At 72.5% G+C, this 19,363-nt stretch carries 15 protein-coding genes; 4 read left to right on the forward strand and 11 right to left on the reverse strand.

The window, feature by feature from the left end:
- Positions 1-260: 260 nt before the first annotated feature.
- From ACFXJ5_RS36855 to ACFXJ5_RS36885, 7 genes are all read right to left on the reverse strand, one after another.
- Positions 261-1,283: an N-acetylglucosamine kinase gene (locus ACFXJ5_RS36855; RefSeq protein ID WP_384641502.1), complete on the reverse strand. Its 1,023-nt coding sequence runs from the start codon at positions 1,281-1,283 to the stop codon at positions 261-263.
- Positions 1,280-2,542 carry a 6-phospho-beta-glucosidase gene (locus ACFXJ5_RS36860; RefSeq protein ID WP_384641406.1) on the reverse strand — a complete coding sequence of 421 codons (1,263 nt, stop codon included), beginning with the start codon at positions 2,540-2,542 and terminating at the stop codon, positions 1,280-1,282. Before ACFXJ5_RS36860 ends, ACFXJ5_RS36855 begins: the two co-directional genes overlap by 4 nt.
- Positions 2,539-3,444 carry a carbohydrate ABC transporter permease gene (locus ACFXJ5_RS36865; RefSeq protein ID WP_384641409.1) on the reverse strand — a complete coding sequence of 302 codons (906 nt, stop codon included), beginning with the start codon at positions 3,442-3,444 and terminating at the stop codon, positions 2,539-2,541. The genes ACFXJ5_RS36860 and ACFXJ5_RS36865 overlap by 4 nt, the downstream gene beginning before the upstream one ends.
- A gap of 5 nt (positions 3,445-3,449) precedes the next feature.
- Positions 3,450-4,409 (reverse strand): carbohydrate ABC transporter permease, encoded by a 960-nt coding sequence (locus ACFXJ5_RS36870; protein WP_384641412.1) that lies wholly within the window; start codon positions 4,407-4,409, stop codon positions 3,450-3,452.
- Positions 4,409-5,743, reverse strand: coding sequence for an ABC transporter substrate-binding protein (locus ACFXJ5_RS36875; protein ID WP_384641415.1), 1,335 nt, complete (start codon positions 5,741-5,743; stop codon positions 4,409-4,411). The genes ACFXJ5_RS36870 and ACFXJ5_RS36875 overlap by 1 nt, the downstream gene beginning before the upstream one ends.
- 153 nt (positions 5,744-5,896) lie before the next feature.
- On the reverse strand, positions 5,897-7,114 hold the full coding sequence (locus ACFXJ5_RS36880) for an ROK family protein (protein ID WP_384641418.1): 1,218 nt from the start codon (positions 7,112-7,114) through the stop codon (positions 5,897-5,899).
- 152 nt (positions 7,115-7,266) lie between these two features.
- Positions 7,267-8,304, reverse strand: coding sequence for a mechanosensitive ion channel family protein (locus tag ACFXJ5_RS36885; protein WP_384641421.1), 1,038 nt, complete (start codon positions 8,302-8,304; stop codon positions 7,267-7,269).
- Positions 8,305-8,536: 232 nt separating this feature from the next.
- On the opposite strand from ACFXJ5_RS36885, the gene ACFXJ5_RS36890 reads away from it, so the two are divergent.
- Complete coding sequence (locus ACFXJ5_RS36890; protein ID WP_384641424.1) at positions 8,537-9,073, forward strand: HNH endonuclease; 537 nt, start codon at positions 8,537-8,539, stop codon at positions 9,071-9,073.
- Between the two features lie 122 nt (positions 9,074-9,195).
- On the opposite strand, the gene ACFXJ5_RS36895 is transcribed toward ACFXJ5_RS36890, so the two are convergent.
- The 4 genes from ACFXJ5_RS36895 to ACFXJ5_RS36910 all read right to left on the reverse strand — a co-directional run bounded on the left by ACFXJ5_RS36895 (position 9,196) and on the right by ACFXJ5_RS36910 (position 15,350).
- On the reverse strand, positions 9,196-10,629 hold the full coding sequence (locus tag ACFXJ5_RS36895; protein WP_384641427.1) for an FtsX-like permease family protein: 1,434 nt from the start codon (positions 10,627-10,629) through the stop codon (positions 9,196-9,198).
- Positions 10,626-11,327, reverse strand: a complete 702-nt coding sequence (locus ACFXJ5_RS36900; protein WP_384641431.1) for an ABC transporter ATP-binding protein — start codon at positions 11,325-11,327, stop codon at positions 10,626-10,628. The genes ACFXJ5_RS36895 and ACFXJ5_RS36900 overlap by 4 nt, the downstream gene beginning before the upstream one ends.
- On the reverse strand, positions 11,324-11,872 hold the full coding sequence (locus ACFXJ5_RS36905; RefSeq protein WP_384641433.1) for a PadR family transcriptional regulator: 549 nt from the start codon (positions 11,870-11,872) through the stop codon (positions 11,324-11,326). The genes ACFXJ5_RS36900 and ACFXJ5_RS36905 overlap by 4 nt, the downstream gene beginning before the upstream one ends.
- Before the next feature lie 100 nt (positions 11,873-11,972).
- Entirely contained in the window at positions 11,973-15,350 is a 3,378-nt protein-coding gene (locus tag ACFXJ5_RS36910; protein WP_384641436.1) for a beta-N-acetylglucosaminidase domain-containing protein, read from the reverse strand.
- A gap of 114 nt (positions 15,351-15,464) precedes the next feature.
- Here ACFXJ5_RS36910 and ACFXJ5_RS36915 point away from each other — a divergent pair, with 114 nt between their 5' ends.
- From ACFXJ5_RS36915 to ACFXJ5_RS36925, 3 genes are all read left to right on the forward strand, one after another.
- The gene (locus tag ACFXJ5_RS36915) at positions 15,465-16,853 is read left to right on the forward strand and encodes an amidase (protein ID WP_384641439.1); all 1,389 of its coding nucleotides are present in this window, start codon (positions 15,465-15,467) and stop codon (positions 16,851-16,853) included.
- Between the two features lie 76 nt (positions 16,854-16,929).
- Positions 16,930-19,005, forward strand: coding sequence for a 4-alpha-glucanotransferase (gene malQ, locus ACFXJ5_RS36920; RefSeq protein WP_384641441.1), 2,076 nt, complete (start codon positions 16,930-16,932; stop codon positions 19,003-19,005).
- Between the two features lie 48 nt (positions 19,006-19,053).
- Positions 19,054-19,296, forward strand: coding sequence for a hypothetical protein (locus tag ACFXJ5_RS36925; protein WP_384641444.1), 243 nt, complete (start codon positions 19,054-19,056; stop codon positions 19,294-19,296).
- Positions 19,297-19,363 lie beyond the last annotated feature (67 nt).

Raw genomic sequence — 19,363 nt, forward strand, 5'->3', positions numbered from 1 at the left:
TGGTCGCCGTCTCCCGCAGCCTGCCGAGCTGTTCGGCCCATGCCGGCCGGCGCCGCGCGGTGTCCGACCCGGTCGCGGACGCGATCACGTCGACGCCGTCTCCGGGACGCCCGGAATACTGCGTTTGCGTCACTGACCCTCCCCCCTGGACCGACCCCGCCTACACGGGGTCAATCTCCTGGTCAGCAGTATGGCCGCAGGTACTGACAATCCGCATCGGTAATGCGTGGATCTTGCGCCCCCACCGCCCAGGTCCCTTGTCAGTCTTCACGCATGGCGCGCTCCTCCGGTTCCCCCGTCCCATAGTGCGCCCGCAGCCGGACCTGGACCTCGTGGGCGGCGCCGGTGCGGTCCAGGCCGAGCAGAGCGGCGCCCAGCACCGGCGGGGCGGTGACCACGCCGATGACGGCCTTGGGGGCCCGGGCTCCGAAGCCCTCCGCGATGGCGTCCATGAGCAGCGGATGGCGCGCGGCGAGGACCCCGCCGCCGAGCACCACGTCGGCCTCCTCGCCCAGCAGGTCCAGGCGTTCCAGGGCGACGCAGGCCAGCGCGACGATCTCCTCGGCCTGGCGCAGGACGATGGCCCGGGCGACCGGATCGCCGGCCTCGGCGGTCGCGAAGAGCACCGGGGCCAGTTCGTACTTGCGGTGGGCGCCGATGTGTCCCAGGTGCAGGGCCTCGATCAGCGCGTACATCGAGGGCAGCCCGAAGTGCCCCGGCAGCGTCCCGGCCAGCGCGGTCGGGCCGCCCCGGCCGTCCTCGGCGCGGGCGGCCCACCACAGCGCCTCCTCGGCCAGGCCGTAACCGCCGCCCCAGTCACCGGAGATGCGCCCGACCGCCGGGAAGCGGGCGGTACGGCCGTCGGGCAGCATCCCGGCGCAGTTGATGCCCGCGCCACAGACCACGGCGACCCCGCGCGGCTCGTCGACGCCGGCCCGCAGCAGGCCGAAGGTGTCGTTGGCCACTCGCGTGCTGCGGCCCCATCCACGCGCGTCGACCGCGAGTTCGAGCTCCCGTTCCTCGGCGGGCAGATCGGCGTTGGCCAAACACGCCGAGACATGCTCGACCAGCGGGACGCCCGGCGCCGGGGACAGGCCGGCCGCCTCCGCCGCCTCCGCGACGATCAGGGCCAGGACCCCGACCGCCGCCTCGGCGCCGGTGATGTGTGGCTCGAAGCCGCCGCCACGGGCGGTGCCGAGCACCGACCCGTCGGCGGCGACGATCGCCACATCGGTCTTGCTGTTGCCCGCGTCGACCGCGAGGACCAGAGGTTGTGGCGTCAGGTCCACGCGAGATGCTCCCGGTTGTGCGCGATGAGACGGTCGGTCAGGGCTTCGGCGTACTCGTACTGACCGATCAGCGGATGGGACAGCAGCGCCGTGAAGACCCGGTCCCGGCCGCCACGCAGAGCGGCGTCGAGAGCGAGGTCCTCGTACGCCGTGACATTGGCGATCAGGCCGCTGTAGAGCGGGTCGAGGGGCGGGACGGGCAGCGGCGTGGCGCCGGAGGCGTCCACGGTCGCGGGGACCTCGATGACGGCGTCGTCGGGGAGGAAGGGCAGGGTGCCGTTGTTGAAGGTGTTGACGACCTGGACGTCACCGCTGTCGCGCAGCAGGGAGGAGGCCAGGGCGACCGCGGCCTCGGAGTAGAAGGCGCCGCCGCGCCGGGCGAGCAGCTCGGGCTTCTCGTCGAGGGCGGGGTCGGCGTACATCTCCAGGAGCTGCGCCTCGATGGCGGCCACCTCGGCCGCCCGCGAGGGCTTGGACTTCAGCTCCCGTACGACCTCGTCGTGGGCGTAGTAGTAGCGCAGGTAGTACGAGGGCACGACACCGAGCCGGTCCAGGACCGGGCGCGGCAGGTGCAGGTCGCCGGCGATCGCATCGCCGTGCTCGGCCAGCAGCTTGGGCAGTACGTCCTCGCCGTCCGGGCCGCCGAGGCGCACCGCCCGCTCCCAGGTGAGGTGGTTGAGCCCCACGTGGTCCAGGTGCACCTGGTCGGGGGTGACGTCCAGCAGCCGGGCGAACCTGCGCTGGAAGCCGATCGCGACATTGCACAGCCCGACCGCGCGATGACCGGCCTTCAGCAGCGCGCGGGTCACGATCCCCACCGGGTTGGTGAAGTCGATGATCCAGGCGTCCGGCGCCGCCCTGCGTACCCGCTCGGCGATGTCCAGCACCACCGGAACGGTGCGCAGCGCCTTCGCCAGGCCGCCCGCGCCGGTGGTCTCCTGACCGACACAGCCGCACTCCAGCGGCCAGGTCTCGTCCTCGTTACGGGCCGCCTGCCCGCCGATCCGCAGTTGCAGCAGTACGGCGTCCGCACCGGCCACGCCCGCGTCCAGGTCGGAGGTCGTGGTGACCCTGCCGGGGTGGCCCTGCCGTTCGAAGATCCGCCGGGCGAGCCCGCCGACGAGCGCCAACCGCTCCGCGGCGGGGTCGATCAACACCAGCTCCTCGACCGGCAGGGTGTCGCTCAATCGGGCGAACCCGTCGATGAGTTCGGGCGTGTACGTGGACCCGCCGCCCACGACCGCAAGCTTCATCCCTTCACTCCTGTCAGGGTCACGCCTTCGATGAAGGCCTTTTGGGCGAAGAAGAAGACGACGATCACGGGAGCCATCACCAGCACCGTGGCGGCCATCGTCAGATTCCAGTTGGTGTGGTGGGCCCCCTTGAAGGACTCCAGGCCGTAACTCAGGGTCCAGGCGGCCGGGTTCTCGCTCGCGTAGATCTGAGGGCCGAAGTAGTCGTTCCAGCAGCAGAAGAACTGGAAGAGGGCGACGGCGGCGATGGCCGGCTTGGCCATCGGCAGGACGACCCGCAGCATGGCGCGCAGGTCGCTGCAGCCGTCGACCCGGGCGGCGTCGGTGTACTCCTTGGGGATGGTCAGCAGGAACTGCCGCAGCAGGAAGATGGAGAACGCGTCACCGAAGGCCAGCGGGATGATCAGTGGCCACAGGGTGCCCGACATGTGCAGCTGCTTGGCCCAGAACAGGTACATCGGGACGATGATGACCTGCGGGGGCAGCATCATCGTGGCGATGACCAGCATCATCGCCGTGTTGCGGCCCCGGAAGCGGAACTTGGCCAGCGCGTACGCGACCGGGGTGCTGGACAGCACGGTGAGCACCGTCCCCAGCCCCGCGTAGAGCAGGGTGTTGCGCCACCAGGTGAGGAAGCCGGGGGTGTTCCACACGGTGCCGAAGTTGCTCCACCGCCAGTCCTTCGGCCACAGGTCGCCGGTGAGCGCCTGGTTGTCGGTCATCACGGCCGTCAGGAAGACGAAGACGAACGGCAGGACGAAGAACAGCGTGGCCGCGATGCCGAGCGCGTGCACCGCGACCCACTCCAGGGCGGCCCGGCGGGACGCGGCCCGTTTGGCGTGGGCCGACGCGGTCAGCTGGGGAGCGGCGGCCGGGGGCGCCAAGGTCGAGTTGGTGGTCATGGGGATCAGTCCTCCGCCGACAGGAAGCCGCTGCGGCGGCGCATGAGCAGCGCGGTGAACACCATCGCGAGCGCGAACAGTACGAGGGCGATCACGCACGCGGAGCCGGTGTCGAAGCGCTGGAAGCCGAGGTTGTAGACGAGCTGGGGGAGGGTCAGGGTGGACTTGTCCGGATACCCGGGCTCGAACTGCTGGCCCGAGCCGCCGATGACGCCGCTGGCGACCTTCCCGGCCACCAGGGGCTGCGTGTAGTACTGCATGGTCTGGATCACGCCGGTGACCACGGCGAACATCACGATCGGCGAGATGTTCGGCAGCGTCACGTACCGGAAGCGCGACCAGGGGCCCGCGCCGTCCAGCTCGGCGGCCTCGTACTGCTCCTTGGGTACGTCGAGCAGCGCGGCCATGAAGATGACCATGAGGTCGCCGATCCCCCACAGCGCCAGCAGGGTCAGCGCGGGCTTGGACCAGCCGGGGTCGTTGAACCAGCCGGGCTGCGGCAGCCCGAGGTCGCCGAGCAGGTGGTTGACCGGGCCGGTGCCGGGGTTGAGGAGGAAGGCGAAGGCCATGGTCGCGGCCACCGGCGGGGCCAGGTAGGGCAGGTAGAAGGCGGTGCGGAAGAGGCCGGGGGCGGTCTTGATCTTGGTGATCAACAGGCCGATGCCGAGCCCGAAGACGACCCGGAGACTGACCATGACCACGACCAACCACAGGGTGTTGCGCAGCGCGGGCCAGAAGAACGGGTAGTCGTTGAAGACGTACGACCAGTTCTTGACGCCGTTCCAGGTGGGGGAGGCGAAGCCGTCGTACTTCATGAAGGAGAAGTAGACGGTCGAGATCAGCGGATAGGCGAAGAAGACGGTGAAGCCGATCAGCCAGGGCGACAGGAAGGCCAGGTTGCGCAGCGCCTCGCGGCGGCGCTTGGCCTTGAGCATGGGGTGGACGGTGCCGGTTGCGGTGCTCATCACTTGGCCTGCGCGATGTCCTTGTCGACCTGCGTGTCGACACCCTTGAGGCCGGCCGTGAGGTCGGTCTGCTTGCCGGATTCGTACGCGTAGCCGAAGTCCTGGAGCGTCAGCTGGTAGGTGCCGCCGTTGACGCTGGGCGGGGTGGTGTTGCTGCCCGGGTTCTGCGCGATCTTGACGAAGGTCTGGAAGGCCGGGTCGGTGCTGAGCTTCGGGGACTTCAGGGCGGCGTAGGTGGACGGCACGTTGTGGATGGCGTTGGCGAAGCTCACCACCGCGTCGGTGTCCGTGGTCATGTACTTCACCAGCTCCCAGGCCGCGTTCTTCTTGGCGCTGGTGTTCGCGATGCCGATGATCGTGCCGGTGACGTAGCCCTTTCCGTACGAGGCCGCCTGGTCGTCCGGCACCGGGAAGGGTGCCACGCCGATCGGGAACTTCACACCCGCGTCCTTGGCCATCCCGGCCCGCCACTCACCGTCGATGGCCATGGCCACCTGGCCGGTCTGGAAGGGGTTCTTGGCGTCCCACTCGTCACCGAAGGTGGTCCGGTACTTCTCCAGCTTGGTGAAGCCGCCCAGCGCCTTCACCATGTCCTGCTGCCAGTTGAACATGGCGGCGAAGGCGGGGTCCTTGGAGACGTCGGACTTGCCGCTCTTGTCGAAGTAGGTGGGGCTCCACTGCGCCGACAGGTGCGTGGTGGTGGACTCGTAGCCGTGGAAGTCCGGCATGAAGCCGAGCTGGGAGTACGAATCGCCCTTGGTCTTCGTCAGCTTGACGGCGTCGGCCTTGAACTCCGACATGGTCTTCGGCGGCGAGGTGAGGCCGGCGGCCTTGAAGGCGTCCTTGTTGTAGTAGAGCCCGTACGCGTCGCCGAGCAGCGGCAGGGCGCAGCGGTTCCCCTCGAACTGGGTGTACTCCAGCATCGACGTCGGGAAGGTCTTGGCCGGGTCGATGCCGGACTTCGTCAGGAAGGGCGAGAGGTCGGCGAAGGCTTTCGACGAGCAGAACTTTCCGACGTTGTCGGTGGTGAAGGACGAGACGACGTCCGGGGCGCCGGAGCCGCCGGCCCGCAGCGCCTGGTTGATCTTGTCGTCGGTGATGTTGCCCTGGACCTTGACGTGGATGTTGGGGTGGACCTTCTCGAACGCCGTGATGTTGGCGTTGATCGCCTTCACCTCGCCGGGCGCGGACCAGCCGTGCCAGAAGGTGATGGTGACGTCCTTGTTCGGGTCGTCGTTTGCGGTGCTCTCGCTGGAGCCCGTACACGCGCTCGCCAGCAGGGATATGGCGGCGGTTGCCGCGATGGCGGCGGCTGCCTTCGTCAGACGGGACACTGCGCTTCCTCCGGGGGAACGGTTGGAGAGGGGGCGAAGAGGGGGTGCGAAGGGTGTGCGAGGTCGGCGGGCCGGCCAGGGATGCCGGTCCGCCAGGCCCGGGCAGGGATGCCGGTCCGCCAGGCCCGGGCAGGGCCTATGTGTGCGGGTGGGTCAGCGGGAGGTGTCGAACACCTCGTCGCGGGTGGTGGCGAGGGCGCTCTGCAGCGCCCCGCACAGGACGGGGTGCTCCTGGACCGTGCCGAGCACCAGACGCGGCCGGGGTACGGCCAGTTCGGCGAGCTCGGTCTGGACCAGGGCACGGAGGTTCTCCCCGCCGGCGGCGACCACTCCGCCGGACAGGACGATCAGTTCGGGGTCGAGTACGGTCACCAGCGAGGCGAGCCCCACCGCGAGGCCGGTGGCGAAGCGGTGCAGCAGCTCCGCGTACGGGCCGTCCGCCGCCCCCGCGGCCTCGCTCACCAGCGCGGCCGCCGCATCCGGGAGCGAGCCCTGCGGCTCGGGCAGCCCCAGCTCGCGCGCGAAGCGCAGTACGGCGTTGCAGCCGGCCAGTTCCTGGAAGCCGCCGGCGTTGGCCTTGGCCACATGCCGTACCAGCGGTGTGCCCGGCACCGGCATGAAGCCGACCTCGCCGGCGCCGCCGGTCCAGCCCCGGTGCAGCCGTCCGCCGAGGACGATGGCGGCGCCGATGCCGCCCTCGTTCCACAGCAGGACGAAGTCCTCGTGGTCCCTGGCCGCGCCGAGCCGCTGCTCGGCCACCGCGGCCAGGTTCACGTCGTTGTCGTACTCCAGCGGTACGGGCAGGGCCGCGGCCAGTTCCTCCAGCAGGGCGGGGGAGTGCCAGCCCGGGAGGTGGCTGGCGTACCGCAGCCGTCCGGTGCTGGGGTCGAAGGCGCCCGGGGTGCCGATGACGATGCGGTGCAGGTCGCCGCGCAGCACCCCGGCGGCCTTGACGGCGCCGTCCACGGCCTGGAGCACCTGCTCGACCGTGCCCTGGGCGCGGCGGCCCGGCGTCGGAAGCTCGAACTCGCCGGCGACCTTGCCGGTGATGTCGGCGACCGCCGCCCGGATCCGCTCGGCGGTCACATCGAGCCCCGCCACGTGGGCGGCGGTGGGATTGACGGCGTAGAGCTGGGCGTTGGGACCGGGCCGCCCGGCGGTCGTGCCGGTCGCGACCACCAGGCCGGCCGCTTCGAGCCTGGCCAGCAGCTGCGAGGCCGTCGGCTTCGACAGCCCGGTCAGCTTGCCGATCCGGGTGCGGGAGAGGGGGCCGTGCTCCAGGAGCAGATCCAGGGCCGCACGGTCGTTCATGGCGCGCAGTACGCGCGGTGTGCCGGGGGTTCCGGGGGTGCCAGCTGCCATGCGCGCCATCCTCCCATCAGGCAGATAGTTAGGAAACTTTCCTGTTGATGAAAGGGAAGGTAAGCCCAGGCGGCCGGGGCGTCAAGAGGCGTACGTAAAAGCACGGAAAAGCCCCGGCACCATGACGGTGCCGGGGCGCGAAATCGGGGTTTCCGGGGTTGCTACTTCCCCGTCGCGCGCGGGTTCACGATCGGCTGCGCGGCCGCCGACTGCGCGGAGTCCGGGTTGGACAGCGCCGAGGGCGCGGCCACGCCGTCAGCGGGATCCGCCGGCTCCTCGTCGGACGCCGCGACGGGCGTGCCGCCCACGATGGTGATGCCGGCCCCGTCGAAGGCCTGCTTGATCCGCCAGCGCAGCTCACGCGCGACGGCCGCGGACTTGCCGGGCATCGTCTTGGCCTGCGCCTGGATCACCACGGAGTCCGCCGCCACCGACTGGAGCCCGAGCACCTCGACCGGCTCCCACAGCGCCTCGTCCCACGGCTGGGTCTTGGCCATCTCCTCCGCCGCCGCGGTGATCACCGTCCGCGCCCGCTCCAGGTCCTGCCCGTAGCCGACCTGGACGTCCACCACGGCCGTGGCCCAGCCCTGGCTGAGGTTGCCGATGCGCTTGACCTCGCCGTTGCGGACGTACCAGATCTCGCCCTCGTCACCGCGAAGCTTGGTCACCCGCAGGCCGACCTCGACCACGGTGCCGCTGGCCACGCCCGCGTCGATGACGTCACCGACGCCGTACTGGTCCTCCAGGATCATGAAGACGCCGGAGAGGAAGTCGGTCACCAGATTCCGCGCGCCGAAGCCGATCGCGACACCGGCGACACCGGCGCTGGCCAGTAGCGGAGCCAGATTGATCTTCAGTACGGACAGCACCGTCAGCGCCGCCGTGCCCAGGATCACGAAGGACGCCACACTCCGCAGCACCGAGCCGATCGCCTCGCTGCGCTGCCGCCGCCGCTCCGCGTTGACCAGCAGTCCGCCGAGCGCGGTGGTCCCGGCGGCCTCGGCGCCCCGGTTCATCCGCTCGATGAACTTGGTGATCATCCGCCGCACCACGACCCGCAGAACCACGGCTATGACCACGATCAGCAGGATGCGCAGTCCTGCCGCCAGCCAGTCGGCCCAGTTCTGGCTGACATAGTCCGCGGCGTTCGTCGCGGAAGTCTGGGCGTCGTCAAGAGTGGTCGTCGCGGATGCGGACACAGCAGGGGAACCTCCGGTAGGACAGGCCCACCACACTAACGGGCGATGCGCGATCCCTCGTTGTCATGTTCGAGCGCGAGCAGGGGGAATAAAGGGGATGTAGCAGGTGTGGTCGAAAACACTTCTGCTCCGTTACCCGGTCATGGTGGCGCTCCGACCAGGCTTCCGGAGAGACTGTTGGGCAGATCGTCCCGGCGCGAGCCACGCGCCGCCGGCGTATAAGGAGGCACCTGTGCCGCATGTCCTGGTACTCAACGCGTCGTACGAGCCCCTCGGCGTCGTACCGCTCCGACGCGCGCTCATCCTCGTACTCAACAAGAAGGCCGTGTGCCTCGAGGAATCCGGCGCCTATATGCACAGCGCGACCCGGGCGCTTCCCGCGCCCAGTGTTGTCAAACTCACGAAATTCGTGCGAGTCCCCTTTCGCGGCCCCGTGCCCCTGACCCGGCGAGCCCTTTTCGCCCGGGACGGCGGCCGGTGCGCGTACTGCGGTGCCGTCGCAACCAGCGTCGACCACGTGATCCCGCGCAGCCGCGGAGGCCAGCACACGTGGGACAACGTGGTCGCGGCATGCCGCAGGTGCAATCACGTCAAGGCCGACCGGCATGTCGCCGAGCTCGGCTGGCGAATGCGCCATCAACCCGCGCCGCCCTCCGGCCTGGCCTGGCGGATCATCGGCACAGGACATAGGGACCCGCGCTGGATGCCATACCTGCAGCCCTTCGGCGCGGAGGATGCAGTGGCCCGGATAGACGGCATATCTGCCTGATATCCGGGCCTTCGTCGTTTCCGGAGAACGCCCCTGACCTGCGGATACGCGGGCCGGGGGCGCTCTTGTGGCGTGGCGGCCGGACCGACCGCCCCCCTTCGGCGGTCGGTCCGGTGGTCTGTTCACTCGTAACGCAGCTCAGCGGGGTGCACGGTGCGCCGCAGCAGCGGGAGTGAGGCGGCCGTGGCCAGCAGGGCGGCGGCCAGCAGCCCGGCGGCGGTGAGCAGGGGTTCGAGCAGCGGCAGCTGTCCGCGGTCGCCGACGATGCGCAGCGCGCCGAACACCATCGCCAGGCTGCAGCCGCTCGCCAGGACAATCGCAGGCACCAGCGGCAGCGCGGTCTCCAGCAGCACCGCCCGTCCGAGCACACGGGACGGCGTCCCGGTGGCGGACAGTGCGGCCAGGGTGCGGCGACGGGTCAGCACGGACTCGACGGTGCCGACCGCGAGCCCGCTGATGGTGACCGCGAGGCCGATCAGCAGCGCGATCCCGGCCAGGTCGTAGCCCCCGAGGTAGAAGGACGCGTCGCTCGCGTACTGGGTCGGGTGCTCCCGTATCCAGTTGATCTGCAGCCTGCGCATCGCCATGAAGCCGACCCCGACCAGGGCGGTGAGCATCACCGCCGCGTGCGCCCGCGCCGCCGCCCAAGGGTCGGCCTGCAAGCGCTCCCCGGCGATCAGCAGCGCCGGGCGGCCGGAGCGGGCGGCGAGCCTGCCGGTCATCAGGGCCAGTCCGGCGGACCCGTACAGCAGCCCGAACGCGTACAGCGCGGCGGCCGCCAGCCAGTACGGGGCCACGCCCCCGCCGTACGCGTTGGCCTGCGAGAGGCCCGCCAGCACCAGTGCCGTTCCCCCCACCAGCGCCAGCGGCCCCAAGGACCACAGCGCCAGCCGTACGCGTCCCGACCTGCCCCGTGGACGCCGCCCGCGCAGGCGGATGCCCAGCGGATCAACGGCGGCTCTGCGCAGCGCGAACCGGGCCTCCAGGGCGGCCAGCACGGGCAGGGCCAGCACCACCGGCACGGCGGCCGCCCAGGGCACGGGTACGTCGGTCGGCCAGGTCAGCGTTACGGCGTAGCCGGGGTAGTCGTGGGCGGGCTGGCTCTGCGCCGCCGCGACCACGGCCCGCAGGGCCAGGAAGCCCGCCAGCCCTGCCAGCGAGCCCAGCCCGCACACCGCGCCCGTCTCCAGCGCCGAGATCCGCCGCACCTGGCGCGGGGTCGCCCCGGCCAGCCGAAGGGCGGCCAGCCGCCGCTCGCGCTGGAGGGCGCCGATCCGGGTGCACTGGCCGATGAAAGCCAGCACCGGGACGACCAGCAGCAGGAGAGCTGCGATCACGCCCGGCCGCAGACCGGACTCGTTGAGGAGGGCGTTGGTGTACCAGTGGGCTCCACCGCCGAACCGGGTGCCGATCACCGCGACGACCGTCGCCGCCAGCGCGAAGCCCGTGCCGAGCATCGCCCCCAGCCCGGTCAGCGCCAGCCGCGACCGCTCGCTGCGCGGTGAGCCCAGCAGCAGGACCCAGGCCAGCCGCGCGTCCGCCCGCAGCCCCCTCACCGGGTCACCTGCGCGCCCGTTTCGCCGGCCACCGCGCCGTCCCTGACCGTCGCCTCGCGGTCCGCGTACGCCGCCACCTGGGCGTCGTGCGTGATCAGCAGCACCGCCGTGCCCGACTCGCGGGCCGCGTGCACGAGCGCGGTCATCACCTGCTCCCCGGCCAACGTGTCCAGGGCCCCGGTCGGCTCGTCGGCGAACAGCGCCTTGGGCCGGGTCACCATGGCCCGGGCCAGTGCCACCCGCTGCCCCTGACCGCCGGACATCTCGCCGGGGCGCAGCGCGGCCTGCCCGCGTACGCCGAAGCGCTCCAGCCACTCGCCCGCGCGCTCGTGGGCCTTCCTGCGGGAGGTCCCGGCGAGCAGCAGCGGCAGCGCCACGTTGTCGAGGGCGGTCAGCTCGCCGACCAGCTGCCCGAACTGGAACACCACGCCGAACTCCGTACGCCGCAGCTCGGACCGCCGCGTCTCCGTCGCCTGGTCCAGCCGTTCGCTCCCGTACCGGACCGAGCCGGAGTCCGGCGTCACGATGCCCGAAAGGCAGTGCAGCAGCGTCGACTTGCCGCTGCCGCTCGGCCCCGTCACCGCGAGGATCTCGCCGGGGGCGAGGCGCAGGCTCGCGCCGCGCAGTGCCGGTGACTGCCCGGCGCCGTACGACCTCACCAGGTCCCGGGCCTCGATCAGGGGTGGCGACGATGTCATGAGGTTCTGACCTCCTGGGCCAGTGCGTCGAGTCGCTGCGCGGTGGTGTCCATCCAACGCAGGTCGGCGTCGAGGTGGTTGAGGGCGTAGTCGGCTGACAGCACCGCCGACAGGGTCGCGTTCGGCGCGGTCTTGTCCGCCGTCAGCTCACGCATGCGCGTGAGGTGCGCGGCGCGCTGGTCGCGCAGGAAGTCGGCCGGGTCGCCGAAGCCGGACGCCATGATGGCGACCACCTTGGCGAAGATCTCGTTCGCGGCGCTGACCGGCGCCGCCGGCACGGTCTCCGACAGCCAGGTGCGCAGCGCCAGGGCGCCGGCCCCGGTGATGCGGTACGTGGTGCGTTCCGGGCCGCCGCTGTCCTGCGGGTCCCCGGTCGTCGCGACCTCGGCGAGGCCGTCGCGGGTCAGGCGCTGGAGGGTCGTGTAGACCTGCCCGTACGCGAGTGGCCGGGCCTGCGGGAAGCGGTCGTCGTGACGCCGCTTCAGGTCGTACCCGTGGCCGGCCTCGGAGGCGAGAAGGCTGAGGAGGATGTGGCCAGTGCTCATGCGGTCGCCGTCCCCTCCGGATAACTATTCACTCGCTACATGTATTGAGTGAATAGTGGCACGCGGGTCCGGCCCCGGACAAGTCGCCACGGGCGGTCCGTCAGCCCGAGGCGACCGCGTAGGCCTTGACGGAGAACAGCGAGTAGCCGTACTTCGTGCCGCGCTCGACGCCCTGGACGCGGATGAAGCGTGCGTCGGGGGGCGAGTCGAAGCGCACCGTACGAGCGCCGGGGGCGCCGTCGGTGACGGTCGCCGCGGTCTGCCAGGTCACGCCGTCGGCGGAGGTCCGGATCTCGTACCGCGAGGCGTAGGCGTCCTGCCAGTCGAGGTCGACGCGGCCGATCCGGGCGGGCCGGGCCAGTTCGAGCTGGACCCAAGCGTGGTCGTCGACGGGGGAGGACCAGCGGGTCGCCGGGTCGCCGTCGGCGATGGCGGCGGCCGGGAAGCCGGCGGTCTCGTCGGCGGAGGAGGTGGCCGTCGCGCCCTGGGCGAGGTCGGGGCCGCCGGTGCGGGGGTGGGCGTGGACGGTGACGGTCTGCCGGACCGTGCGGCCGTCCACGGCGAGCGTGACCGGCACCTCGTACGTGCCCTCCACCGTGCCCGCGGGGACCGACACCTCGACCGGAACCGTCAGCGTGCCGCCCCGCGGCAGGTCCACGGCGCCCGGGGCGGTCGCGGTGACGCCCGCCGGGGGTTCGGCGGTGAGGGTGACGCGGGCGGCGTCGGGCGAGTCGTCGGCCAGCTGAGCGGAGACGGTGACCGGGTCGCCGCCGATCTCGGCGTCGATCTCCGTACGGTCGAGGGTCATACGGGCCGCGGGCCGGTCCCCGTACCAGGGCACGATCTCGTGGACCAGCGGCGCGTCCGCGTCGTCCGCCCACACCAGCCGTACGGCGTCGGCCCGCGCCCCCTGCGCGGCCAGCTCCGTCCAGCCGCCGCCGAGGCTGCCGATCCGCCGCCAGCCCTCGCCGGGCACCCGCACCTCCACCGAGGCCGGCGAACTCCCCGCCCCGGCCGGATCGGTGAGCACCGTCACCGCGTCCAGCGCCCGCGCCGGGCCCAGCTCGACCGTCAGCGAACCGCCCGTGCCCCGGTACGCCGTCGTCAGGTCGCCGTCCGTCACCGGCGAGGTGTCCGGCGGCCGTTCGTCGTCGCTCGTCGTGACCGTGAACTCCCGTACCGACACGGCACTTTCCTGCGCCGCCGTCGACCGCAGCCGTACGTAGCGGGCCTTCGCGCCCGCCGGGAGGCTCGCGGTGACGGTCGCCCGGTCGTGGAAGACCCCGGCCTGCTTCCAGCCGCCGTCCGAGCCCGAGCCGTCGCCCGCCGAGTACTCCAGGATCGCATCGCCCAGATGGTCCTGCGCGCCCATGGTGACCCGCACCTCGCGCACCGTCCGCGCGGTGCCCAGGTCCACGCCGAAGGCGTCGTCCTTCTGCGGCGGCGTGTCACTCGTCCAGGCGGTCGCCTCCTTGCCGTCCGTCATCGCCGACAGTTCCGTGGCCCGCGCCGAGCCCAGCGTCGCCGTGGCGGTGCGGGCGTCGGTGCCGACCCCGCTCCATGCGTCCGCCGTCGTCAGCGCCTTGGCCAGGAACGGCCCGAGCACCCCGGCCCCGACGGTCGCCGTGCCGGCCGCTATCCGCTTGCGCGCCCGGTCCACCGCGAGCCGGTCCCGCCACGCCGCCGCGCCGTCCCCGCGCTGCTGGGCCAGCAGCATGTCCACGGCCTTCCCGCCCGCGCTCCCGTACCACGCGAGCTGACTCAGCCAGGGCCGCACCTCCGCGCCGAACCCGCCCTCCGCCAGGCCGTCCAGCCGCTCCGGCGCGTCCCGCATCGCCGCGAACGCCGCCTTCAGCCGCTGCGCCGCCGCAGCCGGCTCCGTACGGTCCCCGCCCTCGTACGCCGCCCAGAAGGCCTTCAACAGCGGCCGCAGATACGCCGACTCCGCGCCCTCGTCCAGCGCCGACGACGCGTCGTTGCCGGCCAGCGCCCGCAGCGACGCGCGTGTGCCGGTGTCCTTTCCCGCAAGGTCATCGATCGCGGCCTGCCAGGACGAGGCGCTGTCGTACGCGCTCGGATTCCACGCGAAGTCGGCCGCCGTGAACAACGGAATCCGTGAGGCGGCCGGCTGCTGCATCGCCGCCGTCAGCAGCCCGGACGACGCCGACGCCACGGCGGGCTCCCGCCCGCTGTACGGGCCCAGGAAGATCCGGTCCTCGGCGTAGTCGTTCACCGGATAGTTGTCCATCGTCAGCAGCGGATGCCCCAACGCCGTCCGGGCGTCGGCCATTTGTGCCCCTGTGATCTTCTCCGGCACCACCCCGACCCCGGTCCAGGCCACCTGGACGTCCTGGTTCAGCGCCTTCGCCAGCGCGGTCCGGTACGCGGTGACGCCGTCCTGGTAGTACTCGGTGGGCAGCAACGACAGCGCCGCCGCGTCCTTGCCGTACCGCCCCGTCAGGTGCTCGGCCACCGCGTTCGCCACGTCGGCCTGCGCGCGGGCGGCCGCCTTCGCGCCACTGCCGTACGTGTCCGCGTCCGCGGCGCAGTGCCACTCGCTGTAACTCACGTCCTGGAACTGCAGCTGGAACGCCCGCACCCCCAGCGCCCACATCGCGTCGATCTTCCGCAGCAGCGCCCCACGGTCGTCCGCCGAGCCGAAACACAGCTCCTGCCCCGGCGTCACCGCCCACGCCAGCGTCACGTGATTACGCCTCGCCCGCTCCGCCAGCGCCCGGAACTCCGCCCGCTGCTCCGCCGGGTAGGGGTCGCGCCACCTCTCCTGGCGGTACGCGTCGTCGCCCGGGGCGTACAGATAGCGGTTCTGCTTCGTACGGCCCAGGAAGTCCAGCAGCGCCAGCCGCTGCGCCTGGCTCCACGGCTCGCCGTAGAAGCTCTCCGCCACCCCGCGCACCCCTGTCGCGGGCCAGTCCCGGATCACCACACCCGGCAGCCCCTGTGCGGTCACCAGCTGCCGCAACGTCTGCGCCGCGTGGAACAGGCCGTCCTCGCCCACCCCTGCGAGGGCCACCGTCTTCCTCCCGACGGCCAGCCGGTACCCACCGCTCGGCAGATCCCCCGTCTCCGCCGCACCCAGCCCCCGCAACGCCCGCGCCGCCCCCGGCCCGTCCGCGTACACCACGGTGCCGGTCGCGCCCTCGCCGCTGCTCGCCGCCACCACGCGCCGGGCGCCGGCCTCGCGCAGCACGGCCCGGATCGCCTCCAGCGCGTACGGGTCGGCCTCCGGCCCGGCGACCAGTGTCACGGTGCCGTTCTTTATGGCCGTGAACCCGCTCCGCCCGGTCAGCGACTGCGGCTTCGGCCATACAGACGTCGTTGCCGTGGCGGTCTCCGGCGCGGTCACCGCCGCCCCGCTGTCCGCCGCCCTCGGCGCGGCCACCGCCCCCGGCATCCCGGCCAGCATCCCGCCGACAACGGTCGCCACCAGGGCGGCCGTTCCGGCTGCGGCGGATCTCATACGGCCAGTCATGGGCCGCAAGCCCACCACTTCCCTGCAGGGCTGTCAACGCGCGGGAGTCGTGGGTCCGGTGTGGCTCGGTGGACGGGCTGAAATTGGGCCTAGCCTGGCGGGATGGCTGAGGCACACGAGCTGACGATGGTGGCGCAGGCGGCAGCCGTGCGGCGGGGCGAGCTGTCGCCGGTGGAGTTGGCGACGCATTACCTGGCCAGGATCGAGGAGCTGAACGACGCGGTGGGCGCGTACCTCACCGTGACGCCGGAGCACGCGCTCGCGGACGCCCGCCGTGCGGAGCGGCGGTTGAAGGAGGGCGGGGAGCTGCCACCGCTGCTGGGGGTGCCGATCGCGGTGAAGGACCTGACGCCGGTCAAGGGAGTCCGGTTCACGGTCGGGTCGTCGGTGTTCGCGGAGCAGGTCGCCGAGGTTGACGCTTATGTCGTCACGCTGCTCCGGGAGAGGGGCGGCGGCGTGCTGCTCGGCAAGACCAACACGCCCGAATTCGGCCTCCCCGCCTACACGGAGAACCGGCTGGGGCCACCCGCGCGCACTCCGTACGACCTGACCCGTGGCGCGGGCGGCAGCAGTGGCGGCGCGGCGGCGGCGGTGGCGGCGGGGCTGGCGCCGGCCGCGCAGGGGAGCGACGGTGGCGGGTCGATCAGGATTCCGGCGAGCTGCTGCGGGGTGGTGGGGCTGAAGCCGAGCCGGGGCCGGGTGAGCCCGGCGCCGTTCGGGGACGCGAACGGGCTGGCGGTGGTGGGGCCGATCGCCAGGACGGTGAGGGACGCGGCGGCGCTGCTGGATGTGATGGCGGTGTCGGCGCCGGGTGATCCGTTCTCGTTGCCCGGCGAGGGGCGGACGTTCCAGGAGTGGAGCCGCCGGGACCCCGGACGGCGGCTCAGGATCGCCCGCTGGGCGCAGCCCGACGTGGCCGGAGTGCTGGTCGACCCGGCCGTGCTGGAGGCGTACGAGAAGACCTCGACGCTGCTTGCGGGGCTCGGCCACGACGTGGTCGACGTGCGCCAGCCGCTCGACCCGGGGGACCGGGACGCCTTCACACCGGTGTGGGCGGTGATGGCGGCCGGCATCCCCGTACCGCCGGAGCGGGAGCAGGAGCTGATGCCGCTCACCCGCTGGCTGCGCGACCAGGCACGGCACGTGAGCGGCACCGACTACACCCGCGCGCTGGCCGCCATGCAGGCGGTCGGCCGGAAGCACGCCGCCGCGGTCGCCCCGTACGACGCCGTGCTGACCCCGACGCTGGCCCAACTGCCCGCACCGGTGGGCGCCCTGCGCGACGACGAGGACCCGGAGGCGGACTTCGCGGCGCAGATCGCCTTCACGCCCTTCACCGCCCCGTGGAACATCGCCGGGTTGCCCGCGATCTCCCTGCCCGTGCAGCGGACGGCCGCCGGTCTGCCGATCGGCATGATGCTGGGCGCGGCGCACGCCGCCGAGGGCCCGCTGCTGTCGCTGGCCGCCCAATTGGAGGCGGCCGCCGGGTAGGAAAACATGGCTCCGCACCCAGTGGGTATGGCTGAGCTGTCCGACATTCCCGACCGAGACCACCGGAGAGCGCTCAGTGGCCGTATCCGAGCGGGCACGGCTCGCCGCACTGCACGGCGTGGACACGTCGTACCGCCCGGCGCCGGACAAGGAGCTCCGGGTCCCGGAGGAGACCGTGGTCGCCGTGCTCGCCGCGCTCGGCGTGGACGCCTCGACCCCGGCGGCGGTACGGGACGCCCTCGCGGAGCACGAGCGGCGGACCCTGGGGCGGCTGCTCCCGCGCAGCGTGGTCGTACGGGAAGGCCAGGCGCCGCGCCTCAGGCTCCCCAGCGGGACCACGCTCCGCGTCGAGGCGGAGGACGGCACCGAGCACGACTGGTCCCGGCCCGAGAAGCAGCCGTCCCCGCCCGGCGTCGGCATCGGCCGGCACGCGCTGCGGGCGCACGCCCCGGACGGCCGGTCGGCGAGCGCCCAGCTCGTGGTGGCGCCCGCCCGCCTTGCCGGGCCGCCGACCCGTACGTACGGCTTCATGGCGCAGCTCTACTCCGTGCTGTCCAGCCGCTCCTGGGGCATGGGCGACCTCGGCGATCTGGCCGACCTGGCGGCCTGGGCGGGGCGGACGCAGGGCGCCGGCTTCGTACAGGTCAACCCGCTGCACGTGGCCGTGCCGGGGCGGCCGACCGACCCGTCCCCGTACCGGCCGTCGTCCCGGCGCTTCCCGGACCCGGTCTATCTGCGGGTCGAGGAGATCCCGGAGTACGCGTACCTGTGCCCCGCCGACCGCGAACGGACCGCCGATCTGCTCCAGAGGGCCGCCGTGCTGCGCGAGTCCGTACTGCAGAAGGAAGCGCTGATCGACCGGGACGCGGTGTGGGAGCTGAAGCGCGAAGCGCTGGCGCTCGTACGCAAGGTGCCGCTCAGCCCCGGGCGGCGGACCGCCTACGTCGACTTCCTGGCCGAGCAGGGCCAGCCGCTGGACGACCACGCCACCTGGTCGACGCTGGCCGAGATCCACGGCCCCGAGTGGCGGACCTGGCCGGCCGGGCTGCGGGACCCGCGCTCGCCCCAGGTCGCCCGGGCCCGCAGCGAGCACCTGGAGCAGGTCGACTTCCACTGCTGGCTGGCCTGGCTGACCGACAGCCAGCTCGGCGCGGCCCAACGTGCGGCGCGCGACGCGGGCATGGCGGTCGGCATCGTGCACGACCTCGCGGTCGGCGCGCACCCCTCCGGCTCGGACGCCTGGGCCCTGCAGGACGCCCTGGCGCGCGGCATGTCCGTCGGCGCGCCCCCGGACGCCTTCAACGCCCACGGCCAGGACTGGGGCCTGCCCCCCTGGCGCCCCGACGCACTCGACGCCACGGGCTACGCCCCCTACCGGGACCTGCTGCGCGCGGTGCTGCGGCACGCGGGAGGCCTGCGCATCGACCACGTCATGGGCCTTTTCCGGCTGTGGTGGGTGCCGGAGGGGCGGCCGCCGACCGAGGGCACATACGTACGGTACGACGCCGACGCGATGCTCGGCGTTCTGGCGCTGGAGGCGCACCGCGCCGGGGCCGTGGTGATCGGGGAGGACCTCGGCACGGTCGAGCCCGGCGTCCGGGAGGAACTGGCGGACCGGGGGATCCTCGGGACCTCGGTGCTGTGGTTCGAGCGGGACTACGCCGGGGGCGGCCGCCCCCTCGCCCCCGAGGCATGGCGGGCCTCGGCCCTCGCCACCGTCACCACGCACGACCTGCCCAGCACCGCCGCCCGCCTCACCGGCGAGCACGTCGAACTGCGGCACCGGCTCGGGCTGCTCGGCCGCCCCCTCGAGCAGGAACAGGCCGACGACGCGGTCGAGGTGGCCGAGTGGCTGGCCCTCCTCGGCCGCCTCGGGCTCCTCCCGGAAGGCACCGGTGACGAGGAGGCCGTGGTCAAGGCCCTCCACCGCTTCCTGGCCCGCACCCCGGCCCTCATGCTCGGCGTCTGGCTCCCCGACGCGGTCGGCGACCGCCGTCCCCAGAACCTCCCCGGCACGTGGGACCAGTACCCCAACTGGCGGCTCCCGATCGCCGACCCCGACGGACACCCGCTGACGCTGGAGCAGCTCGCCGCCTCGCCCCGGCTGCACGCCCTGGCGGAGGAGGTGCGGGCGGGGCTGGACGCCCCGTAATGCGACCCCGGGCGCGCGGCCCGGAAGACCGGGGGCTACGGTTGGCACGTGGACAAGAAGGTCAACAAGAACGCCCTGCGCGCCGGCACCGTTGCTGCCGGCACTGTGCTCATGCTCCTGGTCACGTCGCCCGCGTTCGCGCTCGTGCGCGACAACGGTGACGACCCCGGCCAGGGCCTGAGCGTCGCCGAGACCCTCGGCCTCTTCGTGGGCTGCCCCCTCGCCCTCTTCGCGATCATCTCCGGGCTGGTCATCGTCACCGACAAGTCCCGCAAGCAGCCCAAGAACTAACGCCGCCCCGGCCGCCCATGCCTGTCGGCCGACCGCGGCCCGGGCTTGTGTCTTGGGTGCGGCCCGT

Origin of the sequence: Streptomyces sp. NPDC059373 (assembly GCF_042751495.1) — a bacterium.
GTDB lineage: Bacteria > Actinomycetota > Actinomycetes > Streptomycetales > Streptomycetaceae > Actinacidiphila.

Coding starts and splice junctions, on each gene's coding strand:
- ACFXJ5_RS36860 (WP_384641406.1), bottom strand. CDS start 2,542: ATGAAGCTTGCGGTCGTGGGCGGCGGGTCCACGTACACGCCCGAACTC.
- ACFXJ5_RS36865 (WP_384641409.1), bottom strand. CDS start 3,444: ATGACCACCAACTCGACCTTGGCGCCCCCGGCCGCCGCTCCCCAGCTG.
- ACFXJ5_RS36870 (WP_384641412.1), bottom strand. CDS start 4,409: ATGAGCACCGCAACCGGCACCGTCCACCCCATGCTCAAGGCCAAGCGC.
- ACFXJ5_RS36880 (WP_384641418.1), bottom strand. CDS start 7,114: ATGGCGCGCATGGCAGCTGGCACCCCCGGAACCCCCGGCACACCGCGC.
- ACFXJ5_RS36900 (WP_384641431.1), bottom strand. CDS start 11,327: ATGACATCGTCGCCACCCCTGATCGAGGCCCGGGACCTGGTGAGGTCG.
- ACFXJ5_RS36905 (WP_384641433.1), bottom strand. CDS start 11,872: ATGAGCACTGGCCACATCCTCCTCAGCCTTCTCGCCTCCGAGGCCGGC.
- ACFXJ5_RS36910 (WP_384641436.1), bottom strand. CDS start 15,350: ATGAGATCCGCCGCAGCCGGAACGGCCGCCCTGGTGGCGACCGTTGTC.
- ACFXJ5_RS36915 (WP_384641439.1), top strand. CDS start 15,465: ATGGCTGAGGCACACGAGCTGACGATGGTGGCGCAGGCGGCAGCCGTG.